Source organism: Maricaulis sp., assembly GCF_030149425.1.
Taxonomy (GTDB): domain Bacteria; phylum Pseudomonadota; class Alphaproteobacteria; order Caulobacterales; family Maricaulaceae; genus Maricaulis.
In genome coordinates this window covers 1-16717 of the sequence record NZ_JASBRQ010000068.1, presented here as the reverse complement: position 1 = coordinate 16717, position 16717 = coordinate 1, and the positions used below count along the sequence as shown (strand labels likewise).

Annotated in this window: 15 protein-coding genes; 7 read left to right on the top strand and 8 right to left on the bottom strand. The window is 62.6% G+C overall.

Annotated features, from left to right (window positions below; translation table 11 throughout):
* Positions 1-23 precede the first annotated feature (23 nt).
* The gene (locus tag Q1V57_RS11825; protein WP_300530992.1) at positions 24-656 is read right to left on the bottom strand and encodes a histidine phosphatase family protein; all 633 of its coding nucleotides are present in this window, start codon (positions 654-656) and stop codon (positions 24-26) included.
* On the bottom strand, positions 656-1435 hold the full coding sequence (kdsB, locus tag Q1V57_RS11820; RefSeq protein WP_300530990.1) for a 3-deoxy-manno-octulosonate cytidylyltransferase: 780 nt from the start codon (positions 1433-1435) through the stop codon (positions 656-658). Before kdsB ends, Q1V57_RS11825 begins: the two co-directional genes overlap by 1 nt.
* 159 nt (positions 1436-1594) lie before the next feature.
* Here kdsB and Q1V57_RS11815 point away from each other — a divergent pair, with 159 nt between their 5' ends.
* The 3 genes from Q1V57_RS11815 to argC are packed head-to-tail and all read left to right on the top strand — an operon-like array spanning position 1595 to position 4865.
* Positions 1595-2611 (top strand): N-acetylornithine carbamoyltransferase, encoded by a 1017-nt coding sequence (locus Q1V57_RS11815; protein WP_366145144.1) that lies wholly within the window; start codon positions 1595-1597, stop codon positions 2609-2611.
* Positions 2608-3933, top strand: a complete 1326-nt coding sequence (locus Q1V57_RS11810; protein ID WP_300530985.1) for an acetylglutamate kinase — start codon at positions 2608-2610, stop codon at positions 3931-3933. The genes Q1V57_RS11815 and Q1V57_RS11810 overlap by 4 nt, the downstream gene beginning before the upstream one ends.
* Positions 3930-4865 carry an N-acetyl-gamma-glutamyl-phosphate reductase gene (argC, locus tag Q1V57_RS11805; protein WP_300530983.1) on the top strand — a complete coding sequence of 312 codons (936 nt, stop codon included), beginning with the start codon at positions 3930-3932 and terminating at the stop codon, positions 4863-4865. Before Q1V57_RS11810 ends, argC begins: the two co-directional genes overlap by 4 nt.
* On the opposite strand, the gene Q1V57_RS11800 is transcribed toward argC, so the two are convergent.
* On the bottom strand, positions 4862-6409 hold the full coding sequence (locus Q1V57_RS11800) for a glycosyltransferase family 39 protein (RefSeq protein ID WP_300530981.1): 1548 nt from the start codon (positions 6407-6409) through the stop codon (positions 4862-4864). The genes argC and Q1V57_RS11800 overlap by 4 nt on opposite strands.
* A gap of 328 nt (positions 6410-6737) precedes the next feature.
* On the opposite strand from Q1V57_RS11800, the gene Q1V57_RS11795 reads away from it, so the two are divergent.
* The 4 genes from Q1V57_RS11795 to aguB all read left to right on the top strand — a co-directional run bounded on the left by Q1V57_RS11795 (position 6738) and on the right by aguB (position 13212).
* Positions 6738-10064, top strand: coding sequence for a TonB-dependent receptor (locus tag Q1V57_RS11795; RefSeq protein WP_300530979.1), 3327 nt, complete (start codon positions 6738-6740; stop codon positions 10062-10064).
* Positions 10065-10165: 101 nt separating this feature from the next.
* Positions 10166-11203, top strand: a complete 1038-nt coding sequence (locus tag Q1V57_RS11790; protein WP_300530976.1) for an agmatine/peptidylarginine deiminase — start codon at positions 10166-10168, stop codon at positions 11201-11203.
* Positions 11185-12351: a serine hydrolase domain-containing protein gene (locus Q1V57_RS11785; RefSeq protein WP_300530975.1), complete on the top strand. Its 1167-nt coding sequence runs from the start codon at positions 11185-11187 to the stop codon at positions 12349-12351. Before Q1V57_RS11790 ends, Q1V57_RS11785 begins: the two co-directional genes overlap by 19 nt.
* Positions 12352-13212, top strand: a complete 861-nt coding sequence (gene aguB, locus Q1V57_RS11780; protein WP_300530973.1) for an N-carbamoylputrescine amidase — start codon at positions 12352-12354, stop codon at positions 13210-13212.
* Here the strand turns inward: aguB and Q1V57_RS11775 are convergent.
* The 5 genes from Q1V57_RS11775 to Q1V57_RS11755 form a co-directional block, all read right to left on the bottom strand.
* The gene (locus tag Q1V57_RS11775; RefSeq protein WP_300530970.1) at positions 13185-13379 is read right to left on the bottom strand and encodes a hypothetical protein; all 195 of its coding nucleotides are present in this window, start codon (positions 13377-13379) and stop codon (positions 13185-13187) included. The two genes, aguB and Q1V57_RS11775, sit on opposite strands and share 28 nt — an antisense overlap.
* 121 nt (positions 13380-13500) lie before the next feature.
* Positions 13501-14142, bottom strand: a complete 642-nt coding sequence (locus Q1V57_RS11770; protein ID WP_300530967.1) for a MarC family protein — start codon at positions 14140-14142, stop codon at positions 13501-13503.
* Between the two features lie 98 nt (positions 14143-14240).
* Positions 14241-15125: a polyamine aminopropyltransferase gene (speE, locus tag Q1V57_RS11765; RefSeq protein ID WP_300530964.1), complete on the bottom strand. Its 885-nt coding sequence runs from the start codon at positions 15123-15125 to the stop codon at positions 14241-14243.
* Positions 15122-15544, bottom strand: coding sequence for an adenosylmethionine decarboxylase (gene speD / locus Q1V57_RS11760; protein WP_300530962.1), 423 nt, complete (start codon positions 15542-15544; stop codon positions 15122-15124). Before speD ends, speE begins: the two co-directional genes overlap by 4 nt.
* Positions 15541-16717: type III PLP-dependent enzyme (locus Q1V57_RS11755; RefSeq protein WP_300530960.1), on the bottom strand; the 1177-nt coding region annotated here is incomplete at its 5' end. The genes speD and Q1V57_RS11755, both read right to left, overlap by 4 nt.

The following is a 16717-nucleotide window of genomic DNA, read 5'->3' as shown; positions in this document are numbered from 1 at the left end:
ACCTCCCCATGAATGGGGAGGATTTAGCTGAAGGTCTGCTTGAGCAGGTCCGCCTCAGGAGCCGCATTCCAGAACAGGCGGGTGCCGTGCTCGCCTGTGATGTCGGCGCCGCAACAATAGCCCGTCTTGACCTTGGCATTATCGTCGGCGCCTTCCAGCGCGGCATGCATGTAGCGCAAAATGCCGTTCGAAGTGATCACCACGGCCAGGCCATCCGTCTGCGCCGCGTCAGCCATGGCCGCCAGCGCATTGGCCTTGAGGGCGGCTTCGTCCGGTGACCAGTCACAGCCCTTGGGGCGGCGGTGGTGCGTGTCCCACTCTTCCAGCGCCTCAAGGCCGAATTCCGCTTCGATCTCCTCGCTGGTCTTGCCGCCCCAGCTGCCATAGTCGATCTCGCGCAAACGCAGATCGATTTCGATCTCGCCCGCAAAACCGGTCAGGCCGGCGACGAGTTCGGCCGCGCGGCGGGTGCGCTTGAGCGGGCCGCAGATGATCCGGGCGGGGGTGAGGGCAGCATCCCGCAAGGCTTCGCCGAGCGCCTCGGCCTGGGCTTCGCCCTTTTCGACCAGGGGCAGGTCTTCCCGGGCGCCGACCCAGACGACCTTGTCGCCGGGACCGAATGTATTGCCATGGCGGGCGAGGAGGATTTTCGTCATCAGACCAGCTCCCCTTCGCGGGCGATGATGTCGGCGACGCGTTCGGCATCTTCCGGTGCATCCACCGACCAGGCCGAGCGGCCGCGATAATCGGTCAGCACAACGCGGATCGGGATGCCGTTCTCCAGAGCCCGGAGCTGTTCCAGGCTCTCGGTCAGCTCCAGCGGCGTCGGCTCAAGCGAGACGAGTTGTTCCAGCGTATCGCGGCGATACCCGTAGAGTCCGATATGCTGATAGACCGGCGCGCCGGTCTCCGGCTTGCGGCGGAAGGGAATGACATTCTTCGAGAAGTAGAGGGCATTCATGTCCTTGCCGAACACCACCGTGGTGCCGCTGGCCGAGCCCTTGGCCTTGTCGACGCGCATACGGGCTTCCGTTTCCGGCGGCAACGGCACGGCAGGCGTGGCCATCGGCAGGGCCGGGTCACCGCGCAGGGCTTCGGCGACGCCGCCAATCACCCAGGGCGGGATCAGCGGCGCATCGCCCTGCACATTGATAACGATCTCGGCATCACTGTTGAGGCGCTTGAGCGCATCCAGCGCCCGTTCAGTGCCATTGCGGCAATTCGCGTCCGTCATCACCGCTTCGCCGCCAAAACTTGTCACGGCCTCAACAATGCGTTCGTCATCGGTTGCCACCACGACCCGGTCGACGCCCTCGGCCGCCGCTGACAGGCGCCAGACGCGCTCAATCATCATCTGGCCGGCAATCTGGGCCAGCGGCTTGCCGGGGAAGCGGGTCGACCCGTAACGGGCGGGAATGACGGCCAGGACGGACATGGCAAACTCCTAAATCGCTGGCCGCTTGTTCCCACATTGCGGAGCCGATTTCCACTCCTCAGCCTCGCGACATGTGTGATCCTTCACAAAGTGCCTACTGGACAGGCCGGGCTTAAGCGGCTTATGGCCCTCATCCGGTTCAATCCGTTCGCAAAAGGCATGACCATGCGCCATTTCCTGACCACCGCCGACTGGTCCCGCAGCGAGTTGCAGGGCTTGCTCGATCGCGCCCAGGCTTTCAAGGACGGCGCCACCAGCCAGGCGCTGCAAGGCAAGTCGATCGCATTGTTGTTTTTCAATCCTTCGCTGCGAACGCGATCCTCTTTCGATATCGGGGCCTATCAGCTTGGTGGGCATGCAATTTTCCTTGATGCCAAGGGCGCGACCTGGCCACTGGAATTCGCCGATGGTGCGATCATGGACGGGACCGAGGAAGAGCATGTCCGCGAGGCTGCGCGGGTGCTCTCCAGCTTTGTCGATATCATCGCAATTCGCTGTTTCCCGGATTTCAAGGATTGGCAGGCCGAGCGCGAGGACCCGATGATCACCGCGTTTGCCAAGCACGCCACCGTGCCGGTGATCAATATGGAGACCATCGTCCACCCCTGTCAGGAATTGGCGATGATGCTGGCGCTGCAGGCTCATCTCGGCGATGTGGCCGGCAAGGACTTCCTGCTCACCTGGGTGCCCCACCCCAAGCCGCTCAATACCGCGGTGGCCAATTCTGCGCTCCTGATGGCATCCAAGTTCGGCATGAATATCCGCATGCTGATCCCCGATGAGGTCTATCGCCTGGACGAGCGCTACATGTCCGCGGCCCAGGGCTTTGTTGATGAGGCCGGAGCCTCTTTGACCGTCACCAGTGATGTCGAGGCGGCCTATGCCGGCGCCGATGCCGTCTATGCCAAGAGCTGGGGCGCGTTGCCCTTCTTCGGCCAGTGGGAGGGCGAGGCGCCCTACCGGGCCAAGGGCAAGGACTTCATGATCACGCCGGAGAAAATGGCGCTGACCAATAATGCGGTCGTCAGTCACTGCTTGCCGATGCGCCGCAATGTGAAAATAGCCGATGCCGTGGTCGATAGCCCGGCCTTCCTGGGTATCGAGGAGGCAGGTAATCGCCTGCACGTTCAAAAGGCGGTGATGGAAGCGCTGGCTCAGCAGGGTGAGACGTCATGAGTGAGGATTTCGGCGAAATGCGTCAGACCATCGTGCAATTGCTCTCGCACATGCGCGACGGCAAGGAGATCCGCGAATACCTGCAACGCTTTTCCGGTCTGAAGCAGGAACGCTTTGCCGTCATCAAGGTTGGTGGCGCCATCATCCGGGACGAGCTCGACAGCCTGGCGGCTGCGCTCGCCTTCCTGCAATCGGTCGGGCTGTCGCCCATCGTGGTGCATGGCGGCGGGCCACAGCTGGACATGGCGCTGAGCGAGGCCGGTATCGAGACCGAGCGTGTGGACGGTTTGCGGGTGACCCGGGAAACCTCCATTCCGGTGATCCGGCAGACGCTGACTACGGCGAACCTGGCCATTGTGGACGCCATCCGGGAAGCCGGCGGACAGGCGGCCTCCATCCCGACCGGCGTGTTCGAGGCCGAGCTGGTCGATGAAGCGGCGCTGGGGCGCGTCGGTGAGCCGTCAAACGTGCGTCTCGACCTGGTCGCGGCAGCGGCACGGGCCGGGCAGGCGCCGGTGCTGACCTGCCTGGGCGAGACCCGCGACGGACGGCTGGTCAATATCAATGCCGACAGCGCCGTGCGGGCTCTGGTCCACGCGCTGCAGCCCTACAAGATTGTTTTCCTCACCGGCACGGGCGGCCTGCTCGACGATGAGGGCGCGATTATTTCCTCGATCAATCTGGCCACTGATTTCCAGGACCTTCTGGATGCCGACTGGGTCTCCGGCGGCATGCAGTTGAAGATCGAGGAAATCAAACGCCTGCTCGATGACTTGCCGCTGACCTCCTCGGTTTCAATCACCAAGCCGGCCGAGCTGACCCGTGAGCTATTCACCCATGCCGGTGCCGGGACCCTCGTGCGCAAGGGTGAGCGGATCCTTGAGGTCGGTGATATGGCGCAGCTGGACTTGGCCCGCCTGGATGGTCTGGTCGGCGCTGCTTTCGGGCGGCCGACAGTGGCGGGGTATTGGGACGGGCTGGCGCTGGACCGGGCGATTGTCACCGAGAATTACCGGGCTGCAGCCCTGACCACCGGGCTCGGCGACCTGGTTTATCTCGACAAGTTCGCTGTCCTGGACGAAGCGCGCGGCGAGGGATTGGGCCGGGCCGTCTGGCAGCGCCTGATCGATTATGCGCCGCAGCTTTTGTGGCGCTCGCGCACGGACAATCCGGTCAATGGCTTCTATTTCGACCAGTGCCATGGCGCGGTGCGACGCGATGAGTGGACCGTGTTCTGGCGCGGTGAGCTCGATCCGGCGGCGATTGCGCCGCTGATTGACGAGGTCTTCGCGCGTCCCGCTACGCTGGAGGCACCGCAATGAAACGCATCGGACTTATCGGCGCGCGCGGCCATACCGGGCGTGAACTGATCCGGCTGATGGCCGGGCGCGATGATCTCGAGCTGGCCTTTGCCGGATCGCGCGAGTTTGCCGGCAAGCCGGTCACCGACTTGGCACCGGAAGCACCGGCGGGGCTTGTGTTTGAAGCACTCAGCGCAGAGGAAGCGGCGGCCCGCGGTGTGGATGCGATCATCCTGGCCATGCCCAACGGCGCTGCCGCGCCTTTCGTTGCGGCTGTCGAGGCGCAGGCGCCGGAGACTGTGCTGGTCGACCTGTCGGCGGATTACCGGTTTGACGACAGCTGGGCCTATGCCCTGCCCGAACTCTATGGCCGTGATGCCATCCGGGGCTCGCGCCGTATCTCCAATCCGGGCTGCTACGCCACCGCCGGTCAGCTGGCCATTGCCCCGGTCCGCGACCGGCTCGAGGGCGCTGCGCATGTCTTCGGCGTGTCGGGCTATTCCGGCGCCGGTACCAAGCCGTCGCGCAAGAATGATCTGGCAGCGCTGAAGGATAATCTCATGCCCTATGCCCTGACCGGGCATATCCATGAGCGCGAGATGGCGCGGCATCTGGGCGTGGCGGTTCAATTCACCCCGCATGTGGCCGCGTTCTTTCAGGGCATTGTCGCAACCGTGCATCTGAGTTTTGCCGAGGTCATGACGCGGGAGACGCTGATCGCCCGCTATCGCGACGCTTATGCCGGTGAGGCGTTGGTCGAGGTCTCCGACGATATCCCCGAATTGCGCGATGGGGCCCGCATCAATGGTGCTGTTGTCGGCGGCTTCGCGGTCAGCGAGGACGGGCGTCGCGGTGTCGTGGTGACGGCGCTGGATAATCTGCTCAAGGGCGCAGCTGTGCAGGCGCTGCAGAATCTGACCCTGGCCCTGGGGCTGGAGGAGTTTGCCGGCTAGTCGCCGCCGCGGCGCGCCAGATCGACCGCCGTCCAGCGGTTTTCATAGGCTTCATCGCGGGTGATGCGCTGATGTCCGGAGGCGCGCCAGAGCGTGAAATCGCGCGTTTTATCGCCATCCAGGGCAATGCTGATCTCGCCCGCCGGGGCGAAGTCCTCGAAATCCTCGCGCATGCGCGGGATCTCGCGCGGCCGTTCGGAGACGATCAGGATCTCGCCATCAAAGCGCTCCGCCAGCGGCCAGTTCTGTTCGGCGTGATTGACCGGGCCGGAATAGCGCAACCACATCGCCAGCGGCCGGTCGAGCTCGCCGGCATAGCGCTGCATCTGATGGAAGACATTGCGATTGTCGAACACCACGGCGCTGTAGGGCCGCTCCATGCCGGCCAGGGTGATGGCGTCGGCGGTTTCCTGCCAGGCGCGGATGCGCTTGGTTGAATTGCTCATCCCGGCGGCTTCGGTCAGTGCCGGTGAGGCCGCGATGGTCATCAGGGTGACCATGAGAATGGTGTGAAAACCGATCGAGCCGAACAGCACATAGCGGCGCCAGCGCGGACCTTGCAGCAGATACCAGGTGATCAATAGCGTCCCGGCGACATAGGCCGAGGCGGCCCAGTTGGCGTGGGCGCGGGAGATGAAGGATTGCGCGGAGACAGCGACCAGTGCCGGGACGATGAAGAAGGCCAGGAACAGGGCGTGCTCTCCGAACGCCTGGCGCTCCTTGATGGCGCGATAGAGGGCGAGGACGAGGAAAACAAAGAAGGCCGGTCCGAAAACGCCGAGCTGGCCGCCGAGGAATTCGCTCAATTCATCGAACTTGAACAACTCCCCGCCCCAGTTCGCATTCGCAGCCGTGTGCGAGACGGTGGCAAAATCATTGGCCGCGTTCCAGATCAGGTTGGGCGCGAGAATGGCCAAGCCGATCAGACCCGCGACGCCGCCCTGCAGGCTCAAAAGCGCACGGCGCGCCGGCGTGTCGAACAGGATCGCCAGCCCCGTACCGAGGACGAAATAGATCATGGCGTATTTCGACATGAAGCCGAGGCCGATCGCGACACCCAAGCCGATCGCCGCCTGCCATGAGGGTTCGCGGCGCAAGAGGGCGAGGCAATACAGCCCGGCGCTCCAGGCGGTGAAGAGTGGCGTGTCCGTCGAGATCACCGCGCCCGAGAGCCAGATTGCCGGGACTGTCAGATAGGTCAGCGTAATCCAGAAACCGGTCCGGCTGTCCCACAGGGTGCGCCCGGCCAGGAACAGAAAGCCCGCGGTGGCGCCGTGCAGTAGCGGGGAGGCCAGCCGGACAGCGAAATCACTATCCCCGAACAACCCGGTGGTCAGGGCGATAACCCACGCGATCACGGGCGGTTTGGAGAAATATCCCCAGTCGAAGGTCTGCGACCAGATCCAGTATTGTGTCTCGTCGGCATAGAGCTCGATCGGGCTCAGCGCGAGCGCAATAATACGTCCGAGCGTGAAGATCGCGATTACGATCAGGGCGGCGCGCAAGGCCGATTCTGGCCGCTCAAGGGCAAACTGGGGAGACATCTTGCAGGGACATCCGAACTGATCAAAAAAGGTGTAGCATTTTGGCCGCAGCGTATTGGCTTTTGTTAGGATGTCTACAGTCACAAAACTGAAGCATTTCTCCGCCGCCTGACCACGATACCACAATATATTGATTTTGTGCGCCGCAATATTCAATATTTGGTAGTTTTCGGGAAAATCCGAAATGTGACACTTATTTGAACCCCCTGTTGGTGTCACGAAAGCTTCATTTAAGCGTCTTGGAAAGTTGCGCAGAGGGGCGTAGTTCGCGCTTGCTTCGTTGGGGGTGAGCACCCCCGTTGGTCGTTCAAGTGGGGGACATCCACAAATGTCTTTTATGAAAAAATTTGCCTATAGCGCCGCTACGGTTGCGCTCCTGGCTGCAGCCCCGGCGGCTGTATACGCCCAGCAGACCACTGCGTCTGTCCGCGGCACCATCACCGACGCCTCCGGCGCTCCGGTGAGCGGCGCTTCCGTCACCATCACGCACCTGCCGACGGCGTCTGTTTCTCAGACCGCCGCCAGCACCAACGGTGCCTTCAACCAGTCCAACCTGCGCGTTGGTGGTCCTTACCGCGTGGTTGTCCAGGCTGACGGCTACGAGCCGGCTATCCTGGAAGGTGTCTCCCTGAACGCCGGTTCTTCCTCACCGCTGCGTGTGGTCCTGGCTGCTGCCGGTACCGAAGTCATCACCGTCCGCGGTGAGCGCCTCGACTCCATCTCCCTGGATAACGGCATCGGTTCTGCATTCACCGCTGCTGAGATCGACGCCCAGCCGTCCTTCTCGCGCGACTTCACCGACGTCCTGGCGCGCGACCCGCTGGTTACCTCCTTCGGTAATGGTGAGCTGTCGATCGCTGGTGTTGGCCGCAACTTCAACACCCTGTCTCTCGACGGTATCGAGATCGGTGAGCAGTTCGGTATTGCATCTGACGGTGCTTTCCCGTCCCAGCGTCCGCCGATCGATCTGGACTCCATCGAGTCCGTGTCCGTCACCGTGGCTGACTTCTCCGTTCTCAACAACGGCTTCCAGGGCGGCAACATCAACGTCGTCACCCGTTCCGGTACGAACGAGTTTGACGGTGTCATCGGTTACTACATGACCGACGCTGACCTGGTCGGCGACCGTGCTTTCGGCAATGACTACAGCGCCGGCAACTTCGAAGAAGAAGAAATCTCCGTCAACGTCGGTGGCCCGATCATCGAAGACAAGCTGTTCTTCTTCGTCTCCTACTCGGACTTCGAGCGCGTTTCCCCGTCCACGCCGAACCTCGGCGACACGGACATCGCCCTGTTCGACGCCATCCGTGGCCTGACCCAGTCGGTCTACAACTACGATCCGGGCGACAAGCGTCTGGCTGACGACTCCGAGACCACCGAGCGTCTCTCCGTCAAGTTCGACTGGAACATCAATGACGACCACCGTGCGACCCTGACCTACCTCGAACTGACCGAGGACCAGGTGGGCTCCTTCGGTTCCTTCGACTTCCCGACGGCTGCTCGCCGCGTTCCGCTCAACACCGAGCAGATCTCTGTCGAGCTCATCTCTGACTGGACCGACAACTTCTCGACCCTCCTGCGCGTTGGTCAGAAAGAAACCCAGCAGCGTCGTACGCCGATCGGTGAAGCCGGTGGCCCGGCTGGTTCCAGCTTCGCATCCATCACCATCGAAGACATCGACCCGACCGATCCGTGGTTCGCGGCCAATGGTCTTGACGGTAATGCGCTGGTTGGTTCTTCCCCGGTTGACGTTCGCCTCGGCCCGGACCGTTTCGACCAGGCTAACGCCATCGATGACGAGCTGTTCACCCTGTACTTCCAGGGCGATTACACCTTCGAAGACCACACCCTGACCTTCGGCATGCGCTATGAGGACTACTCTGTTCTCAACGTCTTCGTGCCGGGTTCTGCTGGTGTAGCGACCTTTGACGGCATCACCGACTTCGCCAACGGCACCGTTGACGAGTACTTCGCTGACCTGCCGGCTTCGGGCAATGTTGCCGACGGTATCACCGAGTACTCCTACGAGCTGTGGGCCTTCTTCGCCCAGGACACCTGGACGCTGACCCCGAACTTCGAGTTCAACTACGGTCTGCGCTATGAGCGTCTGTCTCAGGACGATGTTCCGCCGGCACGTCTCGACGTGACCCTGGAAAGCGGCGTCACCCGTACGTTCGAAGAGCTGTATGGCGTCTCCGGTCAGGACAATCTGGACGGTGTCGACATCCTGCTGCCGCGCGCCGGCTTCAACTGGTCCGTCAATGACCGCCTGACCCTCCGCGGTGGCTTCGGCCTCTTCTCCGGTGGTTCCCCGGCCGTCTTCCTGGCGAACTCCTACGTTCCGCTCACCTTCCGCGGTAACGCAGACGGTATCACCAACTTTGACGGTACTGTGATCCCGCAGGTCGCTCTCGACGAGATCGCCCTCAACGCAGCCAATGCGAACGGCCGCTTCGTCCCGGCATTCGGTGTCTTCGACCCGAATTTCGAGATCCCGGCTCAGTGGCGCACCTCGCTGGTCGCCGAGTACAATCTCGACCTCGACCGTTGGGGTCTGGGCGACGACTACAAAGTCACCGCTCAGTACGTCCACTCGCAGGCTCACAACCAGCTTCGCTTCGTGAACCTGGCTTGGGAAACCGACGAGATTGCCCGCACGGGTATCGCGCCGGACGGCCGTCCGATCTATCCGAACCTGAACGAGCTTGAGTACGGCGCGCCGATCATGCTCTCCAATTCGGATGAAGGCTCTTCTGACATCTTCGCGCTGTCGCTGGCCAAGGATTACGAGAACGGCTTCAGCTTCGATGTGAGCTATGCTTACGCTGACGTTGAAGACGCGCAGCCGTACACGTCTTCGCGTGCGATCTCCAACTTCCGCGGTGGTCAGGGTCCGGATCGTCAGAACATCTCTGCGCACCGCTCGATCAACGAAGTTGAGCACTCGTTCAACATCTTCCTCCAGTACGAGCGTGACTTCTACAAAGAGTACACCTCGAGCTTCTCGCTGTTCGGTACGATCCAGTCTGGTGCGCCGTTCGGCTACGGCATGCGTTCCTTCGACCACCTGTTTGGTGTCGCGTCTGACGGCGAATTCCCGTACGGCAACAACGACAACCTGTACGTCCCGATCATCAACTCGGCAGGTACGGGCTTCAACGACCCGATCGCAACCTTCGCGAATCCGGGCGTCGAAGCGGACCTCCTGGAATTCGTTCAGACCCGTGGTCTTGATCGTTACCAGGGTGGTTGGACGCCGACCTATGTCGACAGCGCTCCGTGGACCCAGCGTTGGGACTTCGCCTTCGAGCAGGAACTGCCGGGTATCGGCTACCTGAACGAGTGGGTTGGTGACAATAACTTCAAGTTCACCATGGACGTCTTCAACGTCATGAACCTGCTGAACGACGACTGGGGCACCCGTGTCCAAGGTCCGAGCTTCGGCGGTGAAACCGTTGCCCGCGTCAACCTCGTTGACACGGCGACCGGCAACACGCTGGAAGGTGCTGAAGGCGAGCCGGTTTGCGGCGTCGACACGACCTGTGTCTACGAATACACCCGCATGGAAACCGATGCTGACGGCAGCGAGCTGTTCTTCGAGAACGATGCTGCGTCTGTCTGGCAGATCCGCTTCGGTCTGCGTTACGAGTTCTAAGAACTCGCAACACAGCGAAAATCAGGGGAAGGGCGGCTTAAGGGCCGCCCTTCTTCTTTTGCGCTCCCCTTTTGTCAGGCGTCATGCTAGAGCCGCGCGCCATGACGACGATCCATCTGCCGCATGAAGCGGTGACACCCCATCGGCTGTACACGTGCTGGCCGGCGAAGGCTGAATACTGGCCCGCACCGCTGAGCGAGGTCTGGCCCGAATTTGCGGCCTTCCTGCAGGCTTTGCTGCGTCCCGGGGCGACCGGTGAGAGGCTGGCCGTGACGGTTTATGCGGCGACCGGCGAGGCCGAGGCGGCGGCGCGCCAGGCGCTTGGTTCGAGGGCAGAAATCCTGCGCATGCCCTATGGTGATGTCTGGACCCGCGACACCGGGCCGGTCTTCCTGCGCCAGGGGGGCAGCCTGCAGGCAGTGCGCTTCACCCATAATGGCTGGGGCGGGAAATATCTCTATCCCGGCGACACCCAGATCGGTCAGACCATTGCTGATCATGCCGGCGCAGAGACCATTGTGGGCGATCTCGTTGCCGAAGGCGGGGCCTTCGAATTCGATGGCGAGGGCACGCTGCTCACCACGCGGCAATGCCTGCTCAACCCCAACCGCAATCCCGGTTTGTCAGAAGCCGAAGTCGAGGCCCGGATCAAGGCGGCGTTCGGCGTCGAAAAAGTGCTCTGGATCGACGAGGGGATGGTCGCGGATCACACCGATGGTCATATCGACAATATCGTCCGTTTCGTGCGGCCCGGCGTCGTTGTCTGCCAGGCGCCTTTCGGTGCCGATGATCCGCAGACCCGGGTGTTTGCTGATATCCGCCGTCAGCTGGAGCGCATGCGCGACGCCAGGGGGCGCAAGCTCCAGGTCCACGCCATCCCGGGACCCGGGCGCGTGTTGGATGAAGAGGGCGAGATCCTGCCCGCGAGCTATCTCAACTGGGTGTATGGCGCTGGCAGCGTGATCGTTCCGGTCTACGGCACAGCCAGTGAAAACCGGGCATTAAGGGTTTTGCGCCGACTTTTCCCGGATCGCAGGGTGGCGGGATCGCCCTCACGCGCTATTCTGACTGGCGGGGGGGCGTTTCATTGCGTCACATGTCATGTCCCGGGAGAGCGCCAGTGCTCCGAACCAGTCTGATCGCAGTTGCGAGTTGTGTTACCTGTTTGGGCAGCCCTGCCGTCGCCGAGAGCGAGGGCAATGAGGCTGACGATTACCTGCCGGGCCTGCGCTCGCATTTCGACCGGGTCGCCTCACACGAGGACATTGTCGGTTTCGCCGCCGCCGTGATCGAGGCCGGCGAGCCGGTTTTCGTCTACACCCATGGCGAAACCGCTGCGGGCAGCGGCCGCGAAGTGTCCGAAACGACCTTGTTCCGCGCCGCCTCCGTCTCCAAGACGTTTACCGGAACCCTGTTCGCGCTGCTCGAGGCGGAGGGGCAGCTCGATCTGAGCGCGCCCATCCCGTCCGAGGTGATGGATTTGCGCGGTGAGCGCAGCCCGACGATTGAAGAAGTCCTCAGCCATCGCACCGGCCTGCCGCCCAATGCCTATGACAATATGCTCGAAGCCGGGCGCGAGGTCGGTTTCATCCGCGACCGCTTGTCCCGGGTCGATCTGATCTGTCCGGTCGGCGAGTGCTATACCTATCAGAATATTGCCTTTTCCTCGGTCGAAGTGTTGGCCGAAGATGTTACGGGGCAGAGCTATGACGAGCTCCTCACCAGCGAATTGTTTGACCGTATCGGCATGGAAACCGCTTCGCTGGGAACCCGCGGGCTGACGCTGGGCGAAGATTGGGCCGCGCCGCATCGTGGCTGGCGCCGCAGCACCAACCGGCCCGGTGACCCCGACAGTTATTATGACCGCACGCCGTCGGCCGCGGGGGTGAACCTGTCGCTGAATGACATGATCGCCTGGGCCCAGGCCCAGCTCGGAACCCGGGAGGGGTTGCCGGAAGAGGTTCGCGCCCGCGCCCATGAACGCCTGACGCCGACCCGGCGGGAAACGCGGCGGCTTGGCGAGCTGCGTGAACGGGTCTCGGCGACCTGGTACGGGCTCGGCTGGCGCGTCTATGACTGGGGTGAGCGCACTTTGGTGATGCATTCGGGGTATCTGTCCGGCTATGGGGCGCAGATCGTGCTTGAGCCGGAAACGGGCTTTGCCTTTGTGGCCCTGTGGAATTCGGATAACCGGCCGGCCTGGTCGCTCTGGCCCGCGGTGATGGATTTGCGCACCGGCCAGGGCGATGGCGATCGCTGGCTGCGGCGTTTTCTTGAGGATGACTAGGTGAGCAAGTCCTTTTCGGTCGCTGCCCTTCAGGCCGACCTGTCCGGCGATCTCGCGGCCAATCTGGCTATCGTTGAAGCGCAGGTGCGCGAGGCCGCGGGCCGCGGTGCGCAGATCATCCTGCCGCCGGAGCTCTTCCAGGGGCCGTATTTCTGCAAGACCCAGGACGAAGTGCATTTCGCTTCGGCCTATCCAGCCCTGCAGCATCCCTGTGTGAGCGCCATGGCCGAACTGGCGCGTGAGCTCGGCGTGGTCATCCCGGTCTCGATCTTCGAACAGGACGGGCCGGCCTATTACAACTCGGTCGTCATGCTGGACGCAGATGGTTCCGCGCTGGGTGTTTACCGCAAGAGCCATATCCCGGACGGGCCGGGCTATCAGGAGAAGTTCTATTTCCGCCCCGGCGATACCGGTTTCAAGGTCTGGCAGACCCGGTTCGGGCGTGTGGGTGTCGGGATATGCTGGGATCAGTGGTTCCCCGAAGCGGCCCGGGCGATGACGCTTCTCGGCGCCGAAGTGTTGCTCTATCCGACCGCGATCGGTGCTGAGCCGCAGGACCCGTCGCTCGATACCGCCGCGCGTTGGCAGCGCGCCATGCAGGGTCATGCGGTGAGCAATGTCATTCCGGTGGTGGCCGCGAACCGTTTTGGTGATGAAGATGGACAGGTCTTCTACGGCTCATCTTTCATCGCTGATCATACCGGCGAGAAAGTGTGCGAGCTGGGTCGGTTGGACGCGGGGGTCCTGGTGGCCGAGTTCGACCGGCAAGCGATTGAGCGCGACCGCGCCGCTTGGGGCTTTTTCCGTGATCGCCGGCCGGATCTGTACGCGCCTTACTTCACGCCCGCTTCAACGCGCTGACGCCGTTTCGGCACGATGAGCGCAATGGCGATGGAGATCGCCAGCGAAGGCCAGGCAAAGGCAATCGCCTGATCGGTCTGGCCCTGGGTCAGACTATAGGCAGATGCGGTAAAGCCGGCTGCAGTGGTGAGCGCGGCGGCCGTCAGCATGACGAGTCGAATAACCATCCCGGTCTCCTTCTCCCTCACACGGCATCGTCCAAACCCCTTTGGACGACAACTATGGCAGAATAGAGCTAATGACCGGTTAGCCGGGTGGTGAAAATTCGACAGAAAGGGGATGGGGGCCCTAGCCGGTGAGCAGGGCGCCCTTGATTCCGTCGAAGATGAACTGTGCGGCCAGAGCGGCCAGGATGACGCCGAGGATCCGGGTGATCATCGCCGCCATGCTCTCGCCGATGAAGCGCATGACCGGGCCGATAGCGAGGAAGACAACCAGGCAGATCAGCAGGTTGGCGCCGGCACCACCGATGATTACAGCACGGTGCAGGAGGCTTTCCGCTTCCGACATGAACAGCATCATGGTGGCAATCGCGCCCGGGCCGGCCATCATCGGAATGGCCATCGGGAAGACGGAGATGTCCTCATGCGTCCCGGCGATGCTCTCATCCTCACCGGCCAGCTTTTCGGCCCGCTCCTCGCGGCGCTCGGTGCGCTTTTCGAAGATCATGTCGAGCGCCATCATGAACAGCAGCACCCCGCCGGCAGCCCGGAAAGCATCCAGGCTGATGTGCAGCGCGCCCAGGAGCCAGCCGCCGATCAGGGCAAAGCCCAGCAGCACACCCGTGGCGATGACGACGGATTTGACCGCCATGGCCCGGCGGTGCGACTTCGGTGCTCCCTCGGTCAGGGCGCCGAAAATCGGCGCCACGCCGGGCGGGTCGATGGCGACGAAGAACGTCACGAAAGCGGTGATGAAGAGTTCAAGCATGGGCGTAATCCTTAGGGATTTCCCGCATAACGCCGCTATCGCTCGCCGTCACCTTTTATTTTGCGCATGCAAATGCAATTTCGCTTTGCAAAAACGCCTTAGCGCTGGATCAGGCGGTCGAGATAGCGCGGTAGGGCAAACGAGCCGCGGTGGACCGCCGGCGTATAGTATTGCGTGTCGATATTCAGCGCCTCGAAACGGTCCTCGATCACACCGGCAGCCGGAGCGATATTGGCCTCACGATCCGTGGCAAAGCCCAGCGTCATTTCCCCGCCGGAGAAGGTCGGGACAGTGATGCCGTAAAAGCCGTGATGCTTGAAGATCGCCTTGAAACTCTTCGAGGTGTCCTCGACCACGTCGGAATGGATCGCGGCCAGGCCCGACTGGGTCACCAGAATGCCGCCCTCGGCGAGGCGGTCATGGCAGGACTGGTAGAATTCGCGCGTGAACAGGACGGCGCTGGGGCCGACCGGGTCGGAGCTGTCGATGATGATCAGGTCGAAGTTTTCCTCGCCCGTTTTCATGTAATCGACGCCGTCGACGATCTTGATCTCGACGCGAGCATCGTCAAACGAGCCCTTGGATACCTCTGGCAGCCATTTGCGGGAGAAGTCGATGACCTCGCCGTCGATCTCGGCCAGCACAACACGCTCGACGCCCGGGTGGCGCAGGATCTCGCGCATCGCGCCGCCATCCCCGCCGCCAACGACCAGCACGGATTTGACCGCGCCATGAGCCAGGAGCGGCACATGGGTGACCATCTCGTGATAGACGAACTCGTCGGACAGCGAGACCTGGACCAGGCCGTCAATCGCCAGAACGCGGCCATGGGTGTCGTTGTCGAACAAGAGGATGTGCTGCAGGTCGCTATCGTCGGCATAGACGAGATTATCGACGCGCAGGGAGTTGCCGACCGAGGGCGTCAGGCTTTCCTTGAACCAGAGCTGGCCCTCATCATCCTTGAAGCAATAGCGCGGGATCATGCGCCTTCGCCCCGCAGGATCGTCTTGACCTGGGCTTCTTCGGCTTCGAAGGCTTCCTTGAGGATGGCCACGGCCTTGTGCGGCTGGGCATCGCCACACATGAAGACGTCAAACGCAGCATAATTGCGTTCCGGCCAGGTGTGGGTGGAGATGTGGCTTTCCGCCAGCACGGCCACGCCGGAGACACCGCCATTCGGGGTGAAGACGTGGGTGTGAAGGTGCAGCAGGGTCGCGCCGCACGCCTTGACGCAATCGGCCATGGCGGTGCGGATGCGGGCGTCGTCATCCAGGTGCTTGGCGCCGATCAGATCGATGATCAGGTGCTTGCCGGCCACTTCCTTGCCATCGACCATGATGAAGTGGTCGGCAGCCTCGGCCTCGGTTTCGCGCGGGATATCAATGTTGGAGATCATGTTCATCGAGCAAATTCCTCATCGATGAAGGCGCCGGACGCAGCCGGAGCGGACGTGGAAGTATCGAACATCGAGGCAAAGGGTTGGTCCTCGACGGTGACGTAGTCGTATTGGCCAAAGCCGTTGAAGCCGGTGGCGAGCGAGGTGCCATAGGCGCCGAGCATGCCGATTTCGACATAATCGCCCTCGGCGATATCGGCTGGCAGGGCATAGGGGCCCGGCATGGCGTCAATGGAATCGCAGGTCGGTCCGAACAGCGAGAACTCGGCCAGGCCGGTCAGGTCGGCCGGATTCTGGCGCAGGGCCCGGATCGGGAAGCGCCAGCTCGCATGCACGGCATCAAAGAGGGCGCCATAGCTGCCTTCATTGATGTAGAGCGTGTTGTCCTTGCGCAGATCGATACGGGCGACGACCGACTCGGCCTCGGCAACGAGGGCACGGCCCGGTTCACACCAGAGCTGGGCATTGTCATGCACCAGCATCGGCTCGAAGGCGCTTTCGATGGCGTTGACGAAATCCTGCATCGGCGGCGGGGTCATGCCCGGATAGATGCAGGGGAAGCCGCCACCGACATCGACGATATCGACGGTCACGCCGGCTGCAGCGATCAGACGCGAGGCGGCCTGCATGGCACCGCTATAGGCCACGGGCTCCATGCACTGGCTGCCGATATGGAAGCTGACGCCGAGCTCTCTCGCATGCGCGCGCGCGAGCTTTATCAGCTGCGGTGCGCCGTCAGCGCCGATACCGAACTTGCCGGCCAGGGAGAAGAGAGCGTGTTCGCTCGAGACTGCCAGCCGGACCATCAAGGTGAGGTCGCGGGCATTGCCGGTCTCCTGAAGGATCTTGGCCAGCTCGGCTTCGCAATCGATGGCGAAAATGCGGACGCCATGATCGAAATAGGCTTTGCGGATCGACAGCCGGCTCTTCACCGGATGCAGATAGGCCATGCGTGCCTGCGGCAGGCGCTGGGCGATCAGCTCGATCTCGCTGAGGGAGGCGACTTCGTAGAAGTCGGTGCCAGCGGCGTATAGGCCGTCGATGACCCAATCGCTAGGATTGGCCTTCACGGCGTACAGGACGTCGCCTGGAAAATTCTCCTGGAACCAGCGGCTCGCTCGAGACAGGAGATCCGGACGTTTACAAACGACCGGGTTCTCTAGGTGCCGGGAGCGGACC